At 71.7% G+C, this 17,359-nt stretch carries 15 protein-coding genes; all 15 read right to left on the bottom strand.

Annotation, left to right across the window (positions count from 1 at the left end; translation table 11 throughout):
- Positions 1-18 precede the first annotated feature (18 nt).
- Positions 19-1,419 carry an aspartate aminotransferase family protein gene (locus QIS99_RS04305; RefSeq protein WP_282510511.1) on the bottom strand — a complete coding sequence of 467 codons (1,401 nt, stop codon included), beginning with the start codon at positions 1,417-1,419 and terminating at the stop codon, positions 19-21.
- A 72-nt stretch (positions 1,420-1,491) separates the two neighbouring features.
- Positions 1,492-2,514, bottom strand: a complete 1,023-nt coding sequence (gene hpnH, locus QIS99_RS04300) for an adenosyl-hopene transferase HpnH (RefSeq protein ID WP_282510509.1) — start codon at positions 2,512-2,514, stop codon at positions 1,492-1,494.
- A gap of 7 nt (positions 2,515-2,521) precedes the next feature.
- A complete protein-coding gene (locus QIS99_RS04295; protein WP_282510507.1) occupies positions 2,522-3,163 on the bottom strand; it encodes a phosphorylase family protein in 642 nt (213 codons plus the stop codon).
- A complete protein-coding gene (shc, locus tag QIS99_RS04290; RefSeq protein ID WP_282510505.1) occupies positions 3,163-5,172 on the bottom strand; it encodes a squalene--hopene cyclase in 2,010 nt (669 codons plus the stop codon). The genes QIS99_RS04295 and shc overlap by 1 nt, the downstream gene beginning before the upstream one ends.
- Before the next feature lie 198 nt (positions 5,173-5,370).
- Positions 5,371-6,492 carry a polyprenyl synthetase family protein gene (locus QIS99_RS04285; protein WP_282510502.1) on the bottom strand — a complete coding sequence of 374 codons (1,122 nt, stop codon included), beginning with the start codon at positions 6,490-6,492 and terminating at the stop codon, positions 5,371-5,373.
- Positions 6,489-7,859 (bottom strand): hydroxysqualene dehydroxylase HpnE, encoded by a 1,371-nt coding sequence (hpnE, locus tag QIS99_RS04280; protein WP_282510501.1) that lies wholly within the window; start codon positions 7,857-7,859, stop codon positions 6,489-6,491. Before hpnE ends, QIS99_RS04285 begins: the two co-directional genes overlap by 4 nt.
- A complete protein-coding gene (gene hpnD, locus QIS99_RS04275; protein WP_282510499.1) occupies positions 7,856-8,812 on the bottom strand; it encodes a presqualene diphosphate synthase HpnD in 957 nt (318 codons plus the stop codon). The genes hpnE and hpnD overlap by 4 nt, the downstream gene beginning before the upstream one ends.
- A gap of 8 nt (positions 8,813-8,820) precedes the next feature.
- A complete protein-coding gene (gene hpnC / locus QIS99_RS04270) occupies positions 8,821-9,723 on the bottom strand; it encodes a squalene synthase HpnC (RefSeq protein ID WP_282510497.1) in 903 nt (300 codons plus the stop codon).
- A 282-nt stretch (positions 9,724-10,005) separates the two neighbouring features.
- The gene (locus QIS99_RS04265; protein WP_282510495.1) at positions 10,006-10,800 is read right to left on the bottom strand and encodes an ABC transporter ATP-binding protein; all 795 of its coding nucleotides are present in this window, start codon (positions 10,798-10,800) and stop codon (positions 10,006-10,008) included.
- Positions 10,793-11,737 carry an ABC transporter permease gene (locus tag QIS99_RS04260; RefSeq protein ID WP_282510493.1) on the bottom strand — a complete coding sequence of 315 codons (945 nt, stop codon included), beginning with the start codon at positions 11,735-11,737 and terminating at the stop codon, positions 10,793-10,795. The genes QIS99_RS04265 and QIS99_RS04260 overlap by 8 nt, the downstream gene beginning before the upstream one ends.
- 110 nt (positions 11,738-11,847) lie before the next feature.
- The gene (locus QIS99_RS04255) at positions 11,848-12,762 is read right to left on the bottom strand and encodes a glycosyltransferase family 2 protein (RefSeq protein WP_282510491.1); all 915 of its coding nucleotides are present in this window, start codon (positions 12,760-12,762) and stop codon (positions 11,848-11,850) included.
- Entirely contained in the window at positions 12,759-13,538 is a 780-nt protein-coding gene (locus QIS99_RS04250) for a CDP-alcohol phosphatidyltransferase family protein (RefSeq protein ID WP_282510488.1), read from the bottom strand. Before QIS99_RS04250 ends, QIS99_RS04255 begins: the two co-directional genes overlap by 4 nt.
- Positions 13,516-14,583 (bottom strand): iron-containing alcohol dehydrogenase family protein, encoded by a 1,068-nt coding sequence (locus QIS99_RS04245; RefSeq protein ID WP_282510486.1) that lies wholly within the window; start codon positions 14,581-14,583, stop codon positions 13,516-13,518. Before QIS99_RS04245 ends, QIS99_RS04250 begins: the two co-directional genes overlap by 23 nt.
- A complete protein-coding gene (locus QIS99_RS04240; RefSeq protein WP_282510484.1) occupies positions 14,571-15,323 on the bottom strand; it encodes a phosphocholine cytidylyltransferase family protein in 753 nt (250 codons plus the stop codon). Before QIS99_RS04240 ends, QIS99_RS04245 begins: the two co-directional genes overlap by 13 nt.
- Entirely contained in the window at positions 15,320-17,149 is a 1,830-nt protein-coding gene (locus QIS99_RS04235; RefSeq protein WP_282510789.1) for a DUF5941 domain-containing protein, read from the bottom strand. Before QIS99_RS04235 ends, QIS99_RS04240 begins: the two co-directional genes overlap by 4 nt.
- Positions 17,150-17,359 lie beyond the last annotated feature (210 nt).

Below are 17,359 nucleotides of genomic sequence, written 5' to 3'. Positions count from 1 at the left end.
CCCCACAGGCAAAAGAGCTCAGCGGCCCGCGACGGCCTGCTTCACGAGCGTCCTCCCGAAGTCCCACATCAGGCCGCCCCCGCTGTGTGCCTCGTCCATCACAGCCGTGAACGCGGTGACGAACCGCTCGACCTCCCGCTCCCCCACGACCAGCGGCGGAATCAGCTTGATCACCTCCAGGTGGTCCCCGGATACCTGCGTGAGAATGCGGTGCTTCTGCAGCAGCGGTACGACGACCATCTGCGCGAACAGACCCTTGCGGGCCACCTGCAGCGCGGCCCACCTGCTGCGCAGCCGCAGGGAGGACGGCCGCCCGAACTCGATGCCGATCATCAGGCCCCGGCCCCGCACGTCGTGCAGCAGCTCATAGCGGTCGACGAGCGCCGCAAGCCGGGCCTTGAGCAGGTCCCCGGTGGCCCGCGCGTGGGCGACCAGCTGCTCGTCCTCGATCACCGACAGGACCGCGAGCCCGGCGGCCATGGCCTGGGCGTTGGACCCGAAGCTCGCCGAGTGCACCAGGACCCGGTCCATGGACGAGTAGACCTTCTGGAAGATCCAGTCCTTGCCGAGGGTCGCGCCGACCGGCACATACCCGCCGGAGAGCGCCTTCGCCACGCACACCAGGTCCGGCTCGACCCCGTCCTCGTGCTGGTACGCGTAGAAGTCGCCGGTCCGGCCGAGCCCGGTCTGCACCTCGTCCGCGATCAGCAGCGCCTTGTGGCGGTGCAGCAACTCCTGGGCGGCGCGCAGGAATCCGGGCGGGGACGCGTGCACCCCCTTGCCCTGGACCGGCTCGACGACGAGCCCGGCCACGTCGCCGTGCCGCAACTCCCGTGCCAGCGCGTCCGGATCGCCGAGCGGGATCGCCGTGTCGGGCAGCAACGGCGCGAACCCGTCGCGGAAACCGGACTCGCCGTTGACCGACAGCGCGCCGGCGGTCAGGCCGTGGAAGGCGTGCGTGCAGTACAGGATCCGCGGCTTCCCGGTGGCGTACCGGGCGAACTTCAGCGCCGTCTCCACCGCCTCCGTACCGCTGTTGCCGAAGAACACCCGGTCCAGGTGCGGGCTGTGTGCGAGCAGCCGCTCGGCGAGGAGTCCGGGCAGCGGCTGGCAGTCGAAGCGGGTGAGGTCGGCGAGGGAGGCGTCGAGGACGTCGTGCAGCGCCTTGCGTACGACGGGGTGGTGACGGCCGACGCCCATCACGCCGAACCCGGCGAGCATGTCGAGGTAGTCGTGCCCGTCCGCATCCCAGAAGTACGCGCCCTCGGCCCGCTCGTAGACCTTGTCGAAGCCGATGGTGTGCAGCATCCGCGGCAGCTGGTGGTTCAGGTGCCGCGCGTGCAGCTCGTAGCGTTCGGCGCCGCGGGCGGCGAGCAGCGCCCCCAGGTCGAACCCGCTGCCCGGTCCGTCCGTCCTCACTGGTTCTCCTCTCGAACGGCACTGCCTCCCGGCGGTCGCGGCCGGCCGCCTCCGGCCGGCCGCGTCCCGGGGTCAGCCGCGGTGGGCCGAGACGGTCTCCCGCATCGCCCGCAGGGACTCCTTGAGGGAGCCCATGGTGGCGAGCACGGCCGTCGGCTCGTACCCGCAGTGCGCCATGCAGTTCGCGCAGCGCGGGTCCTTGCCGCGGCCGTACGCGTCCCAGTCGGTGTCCTCGATGAGCTGCCGGTACGTCGGCACATAGCCGTCGCTCATCAGATAGCAGGGCTTCTGCCAGCCGAAGAGCGAGTAGTTCGGAATGGCCCAGGCCGTGCACGGGAAGTCGACCTTGCCTTCGAGGAAGTCCAGGAAGAGCGGCGAGTGGTTGAGCCGCCAGCGGCCGCGATTCCCGCCCGCGAAGGTCTTCTTGAAGAGTTCCCTGGTCTGTTCGACGCCGAGGAAATGCTCCTGGTCGGGCGCCTTCTCGTAGGCATAGGCGGGCGAGAGCATCATCTCGTCCACCCGCAGATCGTCGTTGAGGAAATTCAGCACTTCGATGACGGTCTGCGGGGTGTCGGTGTTGAAGAAGGTCGAGTTGGTGGTGACCCGGAAGCCGCGCCGCTTGGCCTCCTTGATGGCCTCGACCGCCTCGTCGAACACGCCTTCCTTGGCGACGGATTCGTCGTGCCGCTCCCGCATCCCGTCGATGTGCACGGCGAACGCGAAGTACGGCGAGGGCGTGAACATGTCCATCTTCTTGCGGAGCAGCATCGCGTTGGTGCACAGGAAGACGTACTTCTTCTTCGCCACCAACTGCCGTACGATCTCGTCGATCTGAGGGTGCATCAACGGTTCGCCGCCGGCGATGGACACCATCGGCGCACCGGACTCCAGAACCGCGCCGACGGCCTGCGCGACCGGCATGCGCTGCTTCAGAACCCCCGCCGGGTGCTGGATCTTTCCGCAGCCCTCGCATTTCAGATTGCAGGCGAAGAGCGGTTCGAGCTCGACGATCAGCGGGAACTTGTCCCGCTTGCGGAGCTTCTGTTCAAAGAGGTACGTCGCCACCTTGATGGACTGCCGAATCGGCATGGCCATAACTCGCTCACCTCCTGGGGAGCAGCAAAGAACGGTGCCATTCAGAGAAAGCCGGAAGTACTGCACGAAGTACGCGGAAAGCCGATATTCCACCGCGTACCGTGCCGATCCGGACCAGTTCATGTTCTGGAGCGTCCACGACCACCCGTACGGCCGCAACCGGGCGGGGCCCGTCCCGTACCGCCGTGCGCAGCGTCGCCGCGGACTCCATGTCGACGGCGATGGCGCCCCTGGCGAGCAGTTCGGCCCGCTCGTGGCCGCGCACCACATGGTCGGAGCCGATCAGCGGGCCGGTGTGCACAGTGCGTCCCGGAACGACCCTGACCAGCTCTTTCACCAGCAGCTCCGGAGCGTCGCAGGACGTCGTGCCGTGTCCGTCCCGGGTCTGCCCGGCGACCACCAGGTCACCGGGGTGCATGCCGGGGGCGAGCCCCGCGCAGAACCCGGTGGCGACGACCGCGGCCTCCTCGTGGGCCGGGTCACCGAGCGTGCGCAGCACCGCACGCTCGGCCGCCTTCGGGCCCATGCCGGTCCGTACGACGGTGCGCGGCCCGGACGCGGCGCCGCGCTCGCCCGTGCGCAGCGCCAGGCACTCGATGCGCAGCGCACAGGCGATGAGCAGCGGCGGTACGCGCTCCGCGGCAGCCATCAAGGCGCCCCGTGTCCCGGCCCGTGCCCGTGTCCCGGCCCGTGTCCCGGCCCGTGTCCCGTGCCGTGGACGTACCGGCCGAGCGCGGTCAGCGGGAAGACCTGCCGGTACAGGTGGTAGTTGATCGAGAAGTCCCACGGGAACCCGGTGCCGGTGAAGTACGGCTCGTCCCAGGTCCCGTCGTCGTTCTGCGTCCCGGCGAGCCAGGCCACGCCGCGCTCGACGGCCTTGGAGCCCCGCTCGTCCGCGGCCAGCAGGGCGAGCAGGGCCCAGGCGGTCTGCGAGGCGGTGGACTCGCCGCTCGCCACCCACGCAGGGTCGGCGTACGACCGCAGGTCCTCGCCCCAGCCGCCGTCCTCGTTCTGCACCGACTCCAGCCAGGTCACCGCCCGCCGGATCGCCGGGTGCGCGGTGGGCAGCCCTGCGGCGACCAGGGCGGGCACCACCGAGCCGGTCCCGTACAGGTAGTTGACGCCCCAGCGCCCGAACCACGGACCGCCGGCCTCCTGTTCGGCGAGCAGCCACGCGAGGGAGCGCCGGGCGCGCGGGTCGGACGCCCGGCCCTCATACGCCAGCATCTCCAGGACATGCGCGGTGACGTCGGCGGAGGGCGGGTCGATGACCTCGCCGAAGTCGCAGAACGGGAGGCGGTTGGGGAAGGCGCTGGTGTTGTCGGCGTCGAAGGCGGCCCAGGCGCCGTTCTTCGACTGCATGCCGAGCGTCCAGTCCATGCCCCGGCGGATCGCCGCGTCCACGCGGGCGGGGTCGGGGTGGCGTACGCGGCGGAGCGCGAGGGCGACCTCGGCGGTGTCGTCGATGTCCGGGTAGTTGTCGTTGTGGAACTCGAACGCCCAGCCGCCGGGGGCGAGCCCGGGCCTGCGCACCGACCAGTCGCCGGGCCGGGTGATCTGCTCGGCGAGCATCCAGTCGGCGGCCTTCACCAGGCGCGGGTCGTCGGCGGGCACGCCCGCGTCGGCGAGCGCGATCGTGGCGAGGCAGGTGTCCCAGACGGGCGACTGGCAGGCCTCGATCATCCGCGCCCCGTCCTCCCGCCGGACCGCGAACCGGTCGAGTGAGGCGAGCCCTTCGCGCAGGACCGGGTGGTCGAGGTCGTAGCCGAGCAGGTGCAGGGCGATGACGGAGTACACGGCCGGGGGCTGGATGCCGCCCCAGCAGCCGTCGTTCTCCTGCCGCTCGATGATCCAGCGGCCCGCGGCGCGCATCGCCATCCGCCTGAGCCCCGGCACGGCCACCTTCTGGTACGCGTGCAGCGCCTGGTCGAGCCGCTGGAACAGCCCGTCCCAACTCGCCAACGGCGCCGGGGGCTTGGGCGGATTCGGTACGCGCGCATCGGTGTGCAGCTCGTCGAGCGGGAACGGCGCGGGGCGGACCGGCCGCTTCGCGGAGACGATGGTGAGCGGCACGATGGTCTGCCGGGCCCAGCAGCCGAAGTCGTAGATGTTGAGCGGGAACCACTTCGGGAACCAGATGAGTTCCGGCGGCAGTTCCGGCAGGTCGTCCCACTTCCACCAGCCGAAAAGGGCCAGCCAGATCCGGGTGAACACCCGGGCCGAGGCGATGCCGCCGCGGGCGCGGATCCAGGCGGAGGCCCGCGCCATGTGCGGGGCGTCCGGCGCGTCCCCGGCCAGGCGCAGGGCGACGTACGCCTCGATGGTGGTGGAGAGTTCGCCGGGCCCGCCGTAGAACGTGGCCCAGGTGCCGTCGGCGCGCTGCTCGCCGCGGATGAACAGGGCGGCGGCCCGGGTGGTCCTCTCGTCCCCGATGCCGAGGAACTGGCGCAGAAGCAGGTCTTCCGCGTCCATCGTCACGTTCGTCTCAAGGTCGCCCTTCCACCAGCCCTCGCTGTGCTGCCGCGAGAACAGCAGCCGGGTGGCGCGTTCGGTGGCTCTGAGGGCCGCCTCGAACGTGTCGGGGCTCTCCTCGGTCTCCCTGGCCGCGGCCGCGCGGGGCCCGAACGCCCCGCCGCTTCCGTCGGTCGTCGCTGTCATGGCTTCCCCTCCGTGCAGATTCGTGAACTCTCGAAGTGCTGCTGTGCTGGGGTCCGCCGTCGGCCGGTGGCTGCCGTGCTGCTCGTGCCGCTCTTGCTGCTCTGCTGCGCGTGCTGCTCGTGCTGGTGTGGTGCTGGTCAGCGCACCGGCCGGCGACCGCGATTCATATGAGGGTGCTGCGGGTGACGCGGATGGTGATCATCTCTTTCGTACGACGACGAAGTCGGCCAGGGCGACCAGCTGCCGTCTGACCTTCTCCGGCATGTCCACGCTGTCGAGGGCCTCGACGGCGATCGTGTGCTGGCGGCGTGCCTCCTGGGCGGTCCAGTCGCGGCCGCCCGCCTCCTCGATGAGGGCGGCGCGGGCGGCGAACTCCTCCTCCGAGAAGTTCTCGAAGTCGCTGCTCTTGGCGTCGGCGGCGAGCAGTTCGCCCAGCCGCTCGGCGGCCTCGCCCTCGGCGCTCAGGGCGGCCACCACGGGCAGCGACTTCTTGCGCTGGCGCAGGTCGCTCCAGGTCTGCTTGCCGGTGGCCTCCGGGTCGCCCCAGATGCCGAGCAGGTCGTCCACCGCCTGGAAGGCGAGGCCCAGGTGGTAGCCGTAGCGCTCCAGGGCGTCGGCGGTGCGCTCGTCGGCGCCGCCGAGGACCGCGCCGATGGAGACCGCGCAGGCGAGCAGGGCGCCCGTCTTGTTGCCCTCCATCTCCAGGCACTCCTCGACGGTGACCCGCTCGCGGTGCTCGTAACTGATGTCCTGGGCCTGGCCGTCGATCAGCTTCCGGGAGGCGGTGGTGAGCCGGCGGGTGGCACGGCCCGCCTCCACGGTGCCCAGTTCGAGCAGGATCTCGTTGGCGAGGGCGAACAGGGCGTCGCCGACGAGGATGGCCTGCGCCGGGCCGTGCACCTTCCACACCGTGTCGCGGTGGCGGCGCTGCTCGTCGCCGTCCATCAGGTCGTCGTGGAGCAGCGAGAAGTTGTGCACGAGCTCGACGGCGACCGCGCCGGGGATGCCCACCTCGGGCGCGGCCCCTGCGGCCTCGGCGGAGAGCAGCGCCAGGGCCGGGCGTACCGCCTTGCCGCCGTCGCCCGCGGAGGGCCGGCCCTCGGCGTCGATCCAGCCGAAGTGGTACGCGGCCACGGTGTCCATGGGCGGCGCGAGGCGGTCCACGGCGGCGCGCAGCACCGGCGTGGCCAGGGTGCGCCCGCGGTCGAGCACCCCGCTGATGTCCACGCCGTCCACGTCGTCCACGTCGTCCGCGACGCCGGCAGCCGAAGGCACAGTCGGCACAGTCTCTCCTCTAGATCCGGTACTGCTGCTGCTCATGCCGCCTCCTGAAAGAGATGGTCGTGGGGGCGGCTCAGGGCGGAGAGCGCGGCGCGTGCCGCGGTGGTCCCGCTGCGCACGGCGCCCTCCATGGTCGCGGGCCAGCCGGTGGCCGTCCACGCGCCGGCCAGGTACAGGCCGGGTGCCTCGGTGCGGGCGCCGGGCCGCAGGCGGCCGACGCCGGGGGTGGGAGCGAAGGTCGCGGTGCGCTCCCGGGTGACGAAGAAGTCCCGTACGTGGGCGCCGCGTGCCGCGGGCAGCAGCCGCTCCAGTTCGGGCAGATAGCGGGCGCGCAGCCGGGCGACGGGTGCGTCGATCTCGTCCTGCGCGGCGGACTGGGACAGGGCGAGGTACTGCCCGCCCCCGTACCCGGAGGCGTCGGTGCGGTCGAAGACCCACTGCACCGGCGAGCCGACCGCGGCGAAGAACGGCCTCTTCAGCACCTTGCGGTCGTACAGCACATGGACGTTCAGGATCGGCGCGGTGCCGATGGCGAGCAGCGTCCCGGGGTCGTCGAGCGCGCCCTCGGGCAGCAGGCCGTGGGCCTCGCGCTGCGGTACGGCGAGCACGACGGCGTCGGCGTCAAGGCGTTCGCCCTCGGCCGTGACGCGCCAACTGCCGGTCTCCGTACGGGAGAGGGAACCGGCCTTGGCCCGGGTCTCGACCCGCACTCCGGCCTCGGCCAGGGCCTTGCGGGCGAGGGTGTCGTGGAGTTCGCCGAGCGGGACGTGGGACCAGCCGATGTCGGCGGCGCCCGGGTCGGTGAGCAGGCCGGTCTTGAAGACCATGGCGGCGAGGGCGAGCGAGGCGTCCCGGGCGGTGGCGTTCAGGGTGGCCACGCCGACCAGGTCCCACAGCGCCTCGACCGCCCGCGGCGACTGCCCGCGCGCGGCCAGCCACGACCCGAAGTCCTGTCCGTCCAGGGCGGGGTCGTCGAGGTCGAGCGCCTTCAGGGCGAGCGCGGCGCGGCCCACCTTGGCGCGCTCGGCCAGGGAGAGATGCGGGTACGTGGAGAGGCCGGCGGCGAGGTGCAGGGGCACGGGCAGCGCGGTGCGGCGAAGCCTGCCGAGCCGCATCCGGTCGGCGTCGAGCACGGGGACGTCGAGCCGGTCCTGCAGCGGGGCGAGCGCGGCGCCGCCGATCCGGTCGAGGAACCAGCGGTAAGCGGTGCAGCAACGCAGGTACACGTGCTGGCCGTTGTCGACGGTGAGCTCGCCGCGCCGGAAGGAGAATGCGAGCCCGCCGAGGCGCGGCCGGCCTTCGAGGAGGGTGACGCGCAGTCCGCCGTCGGCGAGCGCGAGCGCGGCGGTGACCCCGGCGAGGCCGCCGCCGACGACGACGGCGGACTTGCTCTCGTACCCGCTCATGCGCGCCTCCTCGTGGTCCTGCGGGCGATGTGCCGGGCGTCGAGCCCGGAGAGGCCGCGCACGGCGACGTACGCCTTCTCGTGGCCGGGCAGCGAGACGCGGCCGCGCAGGACGGCCTCGGGGTCGCGCTCGATGCGGTCGAGGAGGCGGCGGTAGATGCCGGCCATGGCGGCGACGCAGGCGCCGCTGCGGCGGTCGAGCATCGGCAGGAGCCGGTACCCCTCGACGAACAGGGCGCGGGCGCGGCGCACTTCGAAGTGCACGAGCCCGGCGAAGTCGGCGTCCTGTGGCGGCTTCGGTCCGCGGAAGGCGTCGGTGCAGCCGAACTTGGCGAGGTCGTCGGCGGGCAGATAGACGCGGCCGCCTTCGGCGTCTTCCCGAACGTCCCTGAGGATATTGGTGAGTTGGAGGGCGAGTCCGAGTGTGTCGGCGTACTCCGGGGCGCGTTCGGCCTGGTGTGCGCCCGGCTCGGTGCCGAAGACGCCGAGTGAGAGCCGCCCGATGGCCCCGGCGACGCAGCGGCAGTACGTCTTCAGCTGGTCCCAGGTCTCGTAGGTCTCGCCGCGTACGTCCATGAGGACGCCGTCGATGAGTTCGTCGAGGCCGCCGAGCGGGATCGGGAAGGTGCGCGCGGCGTGGCTGAGGGCGACGGCGACCGGGTCGGTGTCGTCCTCGTCGACGGCGCCGTCCCTGATGCGGTCGAGCAGCTGCCGGGTTGCCTCCAGGCGGGTGCGCTTGACGTCGGGGGCGAGCGTGCCGTCACCGATGTCGTCGACCCGCCGCGAGAACGCGTACAGCGCGGACATGGCGCGCCGCTTGGGCGTCGGCAGCAGTCTGATGCCGTACGCGAAGTTGCGCGCCTGCCCGCCGGTGACGGCCTCGCAGTAGCTGTATGCGGCGAGCACCGGCGCGGTCGGCGGTGCGTCGTTGTCCGTGTCGGCTGCGGCACCCATGGTTTCGCTCACCCCTCACCTCGCAGGGTCGCCCCGACCTCACGCAGCAGCCCGGCCCTGGTCGGCTTGGGCGGTCCGGGGAGTACGTCGTGCCGGGCGGCCTCGACGGCGCGCAGGGCGGCGCGGCCGCCGCCGACGAAGCCGGCGAGCAGCAGCCGGAGCCGTCCGCGCACGCTGTGCACCAGCGGCGCGCCCTCGTCGAGCAGGCCGCGGGCGCGCTCCGCCTCGAAGGCGGTCAGGGCCCGCACGTTCGCGGTGGCCGCGGGCGCCGCGAGGTCGGACTCCTGCACGCCGAAGCGGGTCATGTCCTCGGCGGGCAGATAGATCCGGTCCCGGGTCAGGTCCTCGGCGATGTCCTGGACGTGCTCGACGATCTGCAGCGCGGTGCACACGGCGTCGGAGCGGCGGAGGCGCTCGGGGCTCGTGGTGCCGGTGACGGCGAGGACGAGGCGGCCGACCGGGTTGGCGGAGAGCTCGCAGTACGCGAGCAGGTCGTCGTACGTCGCGTACCGGCTGACCAGCTGGTCCTGGCGGTTGGCCGCGATCAGGCCGAGGAACGGCTCGGGCGTGAGGCGGTGGCGTCGGACCGTGGGCTGGAGGCGCCTGAGCAGCGGGTGGTTCGGGGTGGAGCCGAAGACCCTGCGCAGGTCGGCCTCGTACGCGTCGAGGAGGGCGAGCCGGTCCTCCGCGGCCGCCGGGTCGAGGCCGAGGAGGCGGGCGTCGGCGCCGCCGGGGGCGAGGTCGCCGTCGCCGATGTCGTCGACGAGCCGGGCGAAGCCGTAGATCGCGAGGAGGTCGTCGCGCCAGGCGCGGGGCAGAAAGAACGGGGCCACCGGGAAGTTCTCGTCGGCAGCCTTGTCGAGAGTCGCGCGCTCCGGGAGGGCGGGGCGCGCCGCCCTGCCTCCCGTCACCGGGTGCTGCCCGGCGCGGGGACGGCGGGGGCATTGGGGCGGAGGATGCTTTCCGTAGCCATTGCCGTCACATCTCCCGTTCTACACTGCCAACCCGAGACGGCTCATTTCGGACACGCCGCCGACCAGCCCAGCTTACGTTGTACGCCGCCGCGCGGTGTTCCGGGGGTGCGCCGCGCCGCAGGTCGGCGCGGATTTCCGGGTCAACATTCCGCTTTCGTACGGGAGTTGACGGCCGGGGCCCCGCCGGGACGCGGCCAGTGGGGCCCTGGCCTGAATGTGCTACTTGCCGGTGAACTTCTCGTACTCCTTGAGCACCTCGTCCGTGGGGCCGTCCATGCGGAGCTCGCCGCGCTCCAGCCACAGGACACGGTCGCAGGTGTCGCGGATCGACTTGTTGTTGTGGCTCACCAGGAAGACCGTGCCGGCCTCCTTGCGCAGCTCGCGGATGCGGGCCTCGGAGCGCTTCTGGAACTTGCGGTCGCCGGTGGCCAGGGCCTCGTCGATCATCAGGACGTCGTGGTCCTTGGCGGCGGCGATGGAGAAGCGCAGGCGGGCCGCCATGCCGGAGGAGTAGGTGCGCATCGGCAGGGTGATGAAGTCGCCCTTCTCGTTGATGCCGGAGAAGTCGACGATGTCCTGGTAGCGCGCCCGGATCTGCTCGCGGGACATGCCCATCGCGAGCCCGCCGAGTATGACGTTCCGCTCGCCCGTCAGGTCGTTCATCAGGGCCGCGTTCACGCCGAGCAGGGAGGGCTGGCCGTCGGTGTAGACCTTGCCCTTCTCCGCCGGGAGCAGGCCCGCGATGGCGCGCAGGAGGGTGGACTTGCCGGAGCCGTTGGAGCCGATCAGGCCGACGGCCTCGCCGCGGTACGCGGTGAAGGAGACGCCCTTGACGGCGTGCACCTTGCGTACGCCGCGCTCTTCGCCGCCGCGCTTCACGATGCGGCTGAGGGCCGCGGTGGCGCTGCCCTTGCCCTTGGAGCCCGCGTTGACGCGGTACACGATGTGCAGCTCGTCGGCGATGACCGTCGGGATGCGGGGCTGCTGTGCTTCTTCGGGGGTCTGCTCAGCCACGGCCGTACTTCTCCTCTGACTTCCAGAAGTAGATGAACCCGCCGATACCGAGCAGCAGCGCCCAGCCCAGGCCGAGGGCCCAGACGTGCTCGGGCAGCCCGGGCAGGTCCTCCGAGCCGTTGCCGGTGATCAGCGCGTCACGCATCAGGTCCATGTACACCGCCGCCGGGTTGGCGAGCAGCGCCTCGGCGATCCAGCCCGGGGCGGTGACCTTGGTCAGCATGTAGTCGAGCGGGAACATCACGCCGGACGCGTACATCCACGTACGCATCACGAACGGCATCAGCTGGGCCAGGTCCGGGGTCTTGCTGCCGGCCCTGGCCATGATCAGCGCGAGGCCGGTGTTGAAGACGAACTGCAGCGCGAGCGCGGGCAGGATCAGGAACCAGGACCAGGACGGGTAGTGCCCGAAGCCGATCAGGATGAGCAGCAGCACGATCATCGAGAACAGCAGCTGCTGGAGCTGCTGCAGCGAGAACGAGACGGGCAGCGAGGCGCGCGGGAAGTGCAGTGCGCGCACCAGGCCCAGGTTCCCGGAGATCGAGCGGACGCCGGACATCACCGAGCTCTGCGTGAAGGTGAAGACGAAGACACCGGTCACCAGGAACGGGACGTACACCTCGATGTCCATGTTTCCCCGGCCGCCGAGCAGCAGGCCGAAGATCAGGAAGTAGACCAGCGCGTTGAGCAGCGGCGTCGCCACCTGCCAGAGCTGGCCCAGCTTGGCCTGGCTGTACTGCGCGGTCAGCTTGGCCTGCGAGAAGGCGAGGATGAAGTGCCGGCGGTCCCACAGCTGTCCGACGTACTCGAAGAGCCCGGGTCGGGCCCCGGACTGCGCGAGCCCGTACTTGGCGGCGAGTTCGGCCGGGGAGAGGCCGTCGTCGGGCGACGGTGGTGCGCTCACCGCGACTGGACCGTCATGCGTTGTCTCACTCACAAGGGGAAACTTTCGTCTTCAAGATGCGCTGCCGGGATGGGCGCAGCGGAAACCGCGGCCTGGGGCTGCCGGACACCCCCTAGGCCCGAATGCTCTCAGACCAGAGCTTGTCAGATGACGGGAGGTCGGCCCAGTCGGGTCAGCCGCCAGACCGTGCGCCACTTCATGGGGCGGCGCGGGCCGCACGGGCTCGTCCAGCCCTCCTTGAAGCCGCCGAGCCACGCCTTGAGCGCGGGCTTCGAGGGCCGCCGCGCGAGCGTGAGCAGCAGCCACACCCCGAGGTACACGGGGACGAGCGGCGCGGGCAGGTTGCGGCGGGCGAGCCAGACCCGGTTGCGGGCGACCATGCGGTGATAGACCGCGTGCCGGGACGGGGCGGTCGTCGGGTGGTGCAGGACCATGTCGGCCCGGTAGTCGATCAGCCAGCCCGCGTCCAGGGCGCGCCAGGCGAGGTCGGTCTCCTCGTGCGCGTAGAAGAAGTCGTCGGGCAGGCCGCCGACCTGCTCGAAGACCTTCGTCCGTACGGCGTTGGCGCCGCCGAGGAACGTGGTGACGCGGGAGCTGCGCATCGGGTCGGCGGCGCGCAGGCGCGGCACGTGGCGGCGCTGGGTCTCGCCGGTGTCCGGGTCGGCGATGCGGAAGCTGACGATGCCGAGCTCGGGGTCGGATGCGAACGCCTCGCGGCAGAGCTGGGCGGTGTCGGTGCGCGGGAGGAGGCCGTCGTCGTCCAGGAAGAGGAGTACGTCCACGTCCTGGCCGCCGGGGCCGAAGGCCTCGATGCCGACGTTGCGGCCGCCGGGGATGCCGAGGTTCTCCGGGAGTTCGATGGTCCGTACACCCGACGAGAACGCTGTGACGTCCGGGACCGGGGAGCCATTGCCGACCACGACCACCTCGACCCGGTCGCCGTCCTGCTTGGCGACGGAGTCGAGGAGGGCGCGGAGCTCCTCGGGGCGGTTGCCCATCGTGATGATGACCGCGCCGACCTTGAGCTGCTGACCGGTTCGCTGTGCGGGGGCCGTCATTTGAGCCTGCTGGAGACGAGGATGGACACGAGGTGCAGCACCGTCTGCAGGAGCGCGATGCCGGCGAGGACCGCGACGCCGAGCCGGGAGAAGAACAGGTCGCCCCGGATGCTGTCGACGACCGCGATGGCCAGGATCAGCAGGGACGCCTCCACGCCGAGGATCAGGCGGTGGAACTTCAGCGCGGCGGCGGCCTTGCGGGCCAGGGCCATACCGGAGGAGCGCGGCTCGGCTGCCGACTCCTGCACGGGGGGCTTGCCGGTCTGGTGGCGGGCCACGCCGACCAGGTCCGTCTCGGCCTTGATCAGGATCGCGCCGAGCGCGGCGAGCGTGCCGAGGAAGGCCCACAGCCAGTCGATGCGCCCGGAGCCCCACAGGTCGGCGGCGCGCAGGCCGAAGCCGACCAGGACCGCGGCGTCGCACAGGTAGGCGGCGACGCGGTCCAGGTAGACGCCCGCCATCGAGTACTGCTTCTTCCAGCGGGCGATCTCGCCGTCGACGCAGTCGAGCAGCAGGTAGAGCTGGACCGCGAGCACACCGAGCACGGCGCCCGTGATCCCCGGCACGAGCAGCGCCGGGGCCGCGAGGGCGCCCGCGAGGGTCATCACGTAGGTCAGCTGGTTGGGCGTGACCTTGGTGTTCACCAGGTGGCGGTCGATGCGCAGGGAGACCTCGCGCATGTAGAGCCGGCCGGCCCAGTGCTCGCCGCTCCGCCGGTCCTTCACACCCGGGGGGTGAACGACCGGCCGGAGCTCAGCTACCGATGGCTTTTGCATAGTCGGCGTAGGCGTCCCTGATCTGGTGGGCGTTGAGGTCAAGGTGTTCGAGGATGGTGTAGCGGCCCGGCCGGGTCTGCGGAGCGAACTCCACGACCTGCACGAACTCGTCCACGGTGAAGCCGATCTCCTCGGGCGTCACGGGCAGGCCGTGGCGGCGCAGTACGTCGGCCATGTAGCGGGACTCCTCGCGGGCACCGCGCAGGTGCATCGCGAAGGCAGCGCCCAGGCCGCACTGCTCGCCGTGGCTGGCGGCGCGCTTGGGGAAGAGGAGGTCGAAGGCGTGGTTGATCTCGTGGCAGGCGCCGGAGGCGGGGCGGGAGTCGCCGGACACCGACATGGCGATGCCGGTGAGGACCAGGCCCTCGGCGAGGACCTGCAGGAAGCCGTCGTCGCCGACGCCGCCGGGGTGGCGGAGCACGGCCTCGCCGGCCTGGCGGGCCATGGCGGCCGCGAGTCCGTCGATGTCCTCGCCGCGCTCGCGGGCGGCCAGCTCCCAGTCCGCGACCGCGGAGATGTTGGACAGGGCGTCGCCGATGCCGGAGCGCACGAAGCGGACCGGCGCCTCCCGGATGATGTCGAGGTCGATGACGACCGCGATCGGGTTCGGCACCCCGTACGAGCCACGGCCCGCGTCGTTGTCGAGGGTCGCGACCGGCGAGCAGAGGCCGTCGTGCGACAGGTTCGTCGCGACGGCGACCAGCGGCAGGCCCACCCGGGCGGCCGCGAACTTCGCGCAGTCGATGATCTTGCCGCCGCCGAGGCCGACGACCGCGTCGTAGCGGTTCGTCTTCTTTATGTCGTCGGCGAGCTTGATCGCGTCGTCCAGGGTGCCGCCGCCGACCTCGAACCACTCGGCGTTGGGCAGCGAGGGTTCGAGGCGGGCGCGCAGGGCGGCGCCCGAGCCACCGCTGATCGCGATGGCCAGGCGCCCCGTGGACGAGGAGATCCGCTGGTCGGCCAGGACCCCGGCGAGGTCGTTCAGGGCTCCGGCGCGGATGTCGACGACGACCGGCGAGGGGATGAGCCTCGTCAGTACTGGCACGCGATCTCCCGGGCCTTGGCGAGGTCGTCGTGGTTGTCGATCTCGACCCACGACACGTCGCCGATCGGGGCGACGTCGACCTTGAAGCCGCGGTTGACGAGCTCCTGGTAGCCGTCCTCGTAGTAGAGCTGCGGGTCGCGCTCGTACGTGGCCTTCAGCGCGTCGGCGAGCTCTTCGGCGGCGTCGCCCTCGATGAGGGTGACGCCGATGTACTCACCGGTGGCCTCGGAGGGGTCCATCAGCTTGGTGATGCGCTGCATGCCCTTGTCGGGGTCGGCGACGACCTTCATCTCCTCGTCGCCCAGGTCCTTGACGGTGTCCAGGGCGAGGATGATCTTCTTGCCGTCGCCGCGGGCGGCGAGCAGGGTCTTCTCGACGGAGACCGGGTGCACGGTGTCGCCGTTGGCGAGGATCACCGAGTGCTTGATGGCGTCACGGCCGCACCACAGGGAGTAGGCGTTGTTCCACTTCTCGGCGACGTCGTTCTCGATGAGCGTCAGCTTCAGGCCGTACTTCGCCTCAAGGGCGGCCTTGCGCTCGTACACGACCTCCTTGCGGTAGCCGACGATGATGCCGACCTCCGTGAGGCCGATCTCGGCGAAGTTCTTCAGGGTGAGGTCGAGGACGGAGAGCTCGTTCTCGGTTCCCTCGCCCACCACGGGCACCAGCGCCTTGGGAAGCGTCTCGGTGTAGGGGCGAAGCCGACTGCCGGCGCCGGCGGCCAGGACGAGGCCGATCATGCGGGTTCTCCTTCATCGTGTACGGCGGGTGCGCCTTCGTTGTGGGCGGTCACCCAGAAGCGGATGCTCTCGACGAGCACCACCAGCGCCACGGCCACGGCGAGAACCGTGAGCGCGACGGTGAAACCTGGTGCGGGCAGCAGTGCGGCGGCGAGTACGACCGCCAGCGTCCTGCCTTCCTGCCCCCCGATCGCGCGCACCAGCCAGGACGGCGGCGCGCCGGCGTCACCGCGGATGCGGTACACCGTGTCGTAGTGATGGTAGGCGACCGCGGCCACCAGTCCGAAAGCCGCGGGCAAGGCTCCGTTCACGTCCGCGGCGGCCGCGAGCACCAGGACCGTCAGGTACTCGGCGGCCCGGAAGAACGGCGGGACCAGCCAGTCCAGGGCGCCCTTGAGGGGCCGGGCGAGCGCGAGGCCGGAGGCCGCCACGTACACCGCTGCGACGACGATCACCCAGGTGCTGCCGTACGACGTGAGAGCTGCCACAGCCACGAGGAGCGCGGTCCCGGCGAAGGCGATCGCCGGGGCGGGCAGCGGCAGCGGCTTCAGGGCGGCGAAGGCGTCGGCGAGCGGGCCGTTGTCGGCGAGGTCGGCGAGGGCCTTCGCGGCGCGGTCGGTGCGGTGGGCCTTGCGGGTCACGGAGCGCAGGACGCGGCCCGCCGTGGTGTAGCAGGCGGCGAAGGCGCAGCCGATGAGCAGGACCCAGAAGGTGATACGGGGCGTGGTGACCGCGGTGAGCAGGGCGATCAGGGCCCAGCGTTCGCCGATCGGCAGGACGATCATGCGGCGCACCCAGACGGTCCAGCCGACGCTGTCGAGCCTGCCCGAAAGGGCCGCGGTGGGACTGGTGTTGGCGGTCGCGGCAGTGCTTCCGACATGCGCCTCGTTGAAGGAGAAGTCGACGACGTGGCGGCAGGTCTGCAGCACCATCGCGCCGAGCGCGAGCGCCCATACGTCGTCGCCGTCGCCACCGCCGCCGCTCGCGTGGGCGGCGCCGAGGGCGAGGCCCGCGTAGTAGGCGTACTCCTTGGCGCGGTCGAAGGTGGCGTCGAGCCAGGCGCCCATCGTCGAGTACTGCAGCGAGTAGCGGGCCAGCTGGCCGTCGGTGCAGTCGAGGACGAAGGAGAGGATCAGCAGGATGCCGGCGGCGACGAAGCCGAGGCGGGTGCCGGTCGCCGCGCAGCCCGCCGCGATCAGGGCGGTGGCGAGGGAGGCGGTGGTGACCTGGTTCGGGGTGAGGCCGCGCCGGGCGCACCAGCGGGCGAGGTACTTCGAGTACGGGCTGACGCAGTGCGTGGTGAAGAACCCGTCGCGGGACTTCACGGCCGTACGGAGGCGGATGTCCTCGTCGTCCACGGCGGCGACGGCCTGGCGGGCCTCGTTGCGGGCCTGCGGGTCGCCGGGGACGGTGGCGACGAGGGCGCCGAGTTCGGGGCGGTGCAGCTCGGTTCCGTCGGCGGTGAGCTCGGCGGCTATGCGGTCGGCCAGGACGTCCGTACGCAGGGCCGTGTCACCGGCGGGCGCCTGCGCGGCGGCGCGGACGGCGCGGGTCAGGGCGGCGCGGGCGGACGGCTGCGCGGTGACGGCGCCGGGGACGGCGCTCGCAGGGAAGCGCGGGTCGGTCAGGCCGAGGCGCAGGGCGTGCGCATGGCCGACGAAGCCCGCGTCGACGAGCGCGACCCGCTCGCCCGCCGGGGCCTCGGCGAGCAGGACCTCCACGTCCGCTGCTCGGGAGGCGACCCGCACGTCGAAGCCGAGGTCCCTCAGGTCGCCTTCGAGCGACGAGCCAGGGACCGGCTGACCGGTGAGGATGGCGGTCGACAGACGAACTCACTCCTTGGGGGTCGGCGCGCGCGGGCGCCGGGCAGCGTGCGAGGCGCCTCCGGCCGAGGGACGGCCGGGCGGCACGTCGGCGAAGGCTATCGGATGATGGGAGGCGGTAATTCACCGCCCGTTCACGGCCCGATAAGCGCGGTCTGCAAGGGGCTGACCGCATGGGTCATCATCCTCGAACGGGTGGCCGCCCGACAAACT

The organism is Streptomyces solicavernae, assembly GCF_029968095.1.
Classification (GTDB): domain Bacteria; phylum Actinomycetota; class Actinomycetes; order Streptomycetales; family Streptomycetaceae; genus Streptomyces; species Streptomyces solicavernae.
Note: the sequence above shows the minus strand (reverse complement) of the source record. Positions and strands in the feature narration are given on the sequence as shown.

What these genes read in the sequence shown, in the direction of transcription:
- hpnH (WP_282510509.1), bottom strand. Translation starts at nt 2,514, where the DNA reads ATGGCCATGCCGATTCGGCAGTCCATCAAGGTGGCGACGTACCTCTTT.
- QIS99_RS04295 (WP_282510507.1), bottom strand. Translation starts at nt 3,163, where the DNA reads ATGGCTGCCGCGGAGCGCGTACCGCCGCTGCTCATCGCCTGTGCGCTG.
- shc (WP_282510505.1), bottom strand. Translation starts at nt 5,172, where the DNA reads ATGACAGCGACGACCGACGGAAGCGGCGGGGCGTTCGGGCCCCGCGCG.
- QIS99_RS04285 (WP_282510502.1), bottom strand. Translation starts at nt 6,492, where the DNA reads ATGAGCAGCAGCAGTACCGGATCTAGAGGAGAGACTGTGCCGACTGTG.
- hpnE (WP_282510501.1), bottom strand. Translation starts at nt 7,859, where the DNA reads ATGAGCGGGTACGAGAGCAAGTCCGCCGTCGTCGTCGGCGGCGGCCTC.
- hpnD (WP_282510499.1), bottom strand. Translation starts at nt 8,812, where the DNA reads ATGGGTGCCGCAGCCGACACGGACAACGACGCACCGCCGACCGCGCCG.
- QIS99_RS04255 (WP_282510491.1), bottom strand. Translation starts at nt 12,762, where the DNA reads ATGACGGCCCCCGCACAGCGAACCGGTCAGCAGCTCAAGGTCGGCGCG.
- QIS99_RS04250 (WP_282510488.1), bottom strand. Translation starts at nt 13,538, where the DNA reads ATGCAAAAGCCATCGGTAGCTGAGCTCCGGCCGGTCGTTCACCCCCCG.
- QIS99_RS04240 (WP_282510484.1), bottom strand. Translation starts at nt 15,323, where the DNA reads ATGATCGGCCTCGTCCTGGCCGCCGGCGCCGGCAGTCGGCTTCGCCCC.